The sequence below is a fragment of the Mesorhizobium sp. M5C.F.Ca.IN.020.32.2.1 genome (assembly GCF_004023105.1).
GTDB lineage: Bacteria > Pseudomonadota > Alphaproteobacteria > Rhizobiales > Rhizobiaceae > Mesorhizobium > Mesorhizobium wenxiniae.
Genome location: NZ_RZSX01001673.1, coordinates 1 through 449 on the forward strand (window position 1 = coordinate 1; position 449 = coordinate 449).

At 64.6% G+C, this 449-nt stretch carries 1 pseudogene; it reads left to right on the plus strand.

Features of this window, described 5'->3' with window-relative positions:
* Positions 1-2: 2 nt before the first annotated feature.
* Positions 3-449 (plus strand): annotated as a pseudogene (locus EOA86_RS38085) (ABC transporter permease); the annotation flags it as partial.

The following is a 449-nucleotide window of genomic DNA, read 5'->3' on the forward strand; positions in this document are numbered from 1 at the left end:
AAATGGCTCTGAGCAACGGTGCAAGCGAGTTGAAGGCCGGCCCAGGTGCGCAGGCTGTGGCGGGCGCGAAGCTTTCGGCCCTGTTCGCCGGGACCATGGGACCGCTGATCGGGCTGGTGCTGCTGTGCCTTGCGCTGTCGCTGACCACCGACACGTTCCTGACCGTCCGCAACATCCTCAATGTGCTCGACCAAGTCACCGTGCTCGGCATCATGGCGATCGGCATGACGCTGGTCATCCTGATCGGCGGCATCGACCTGTCCGTCGGCTCCGTGCTAGCGCTCGCCGCCATGGTGATGGGGTTCGTCGCCCATCCCGACCATCTCAATCTCGGCATGCCCGCCGGCATCGTCACAGCGCTTGTCGTTGCTGGACTTTGCGGGCTGGTTTCAGGCCTGCTCGTGACCGTCACCAAGCTGCCGCCCTTCATCGCCACGCTGGCCATGATG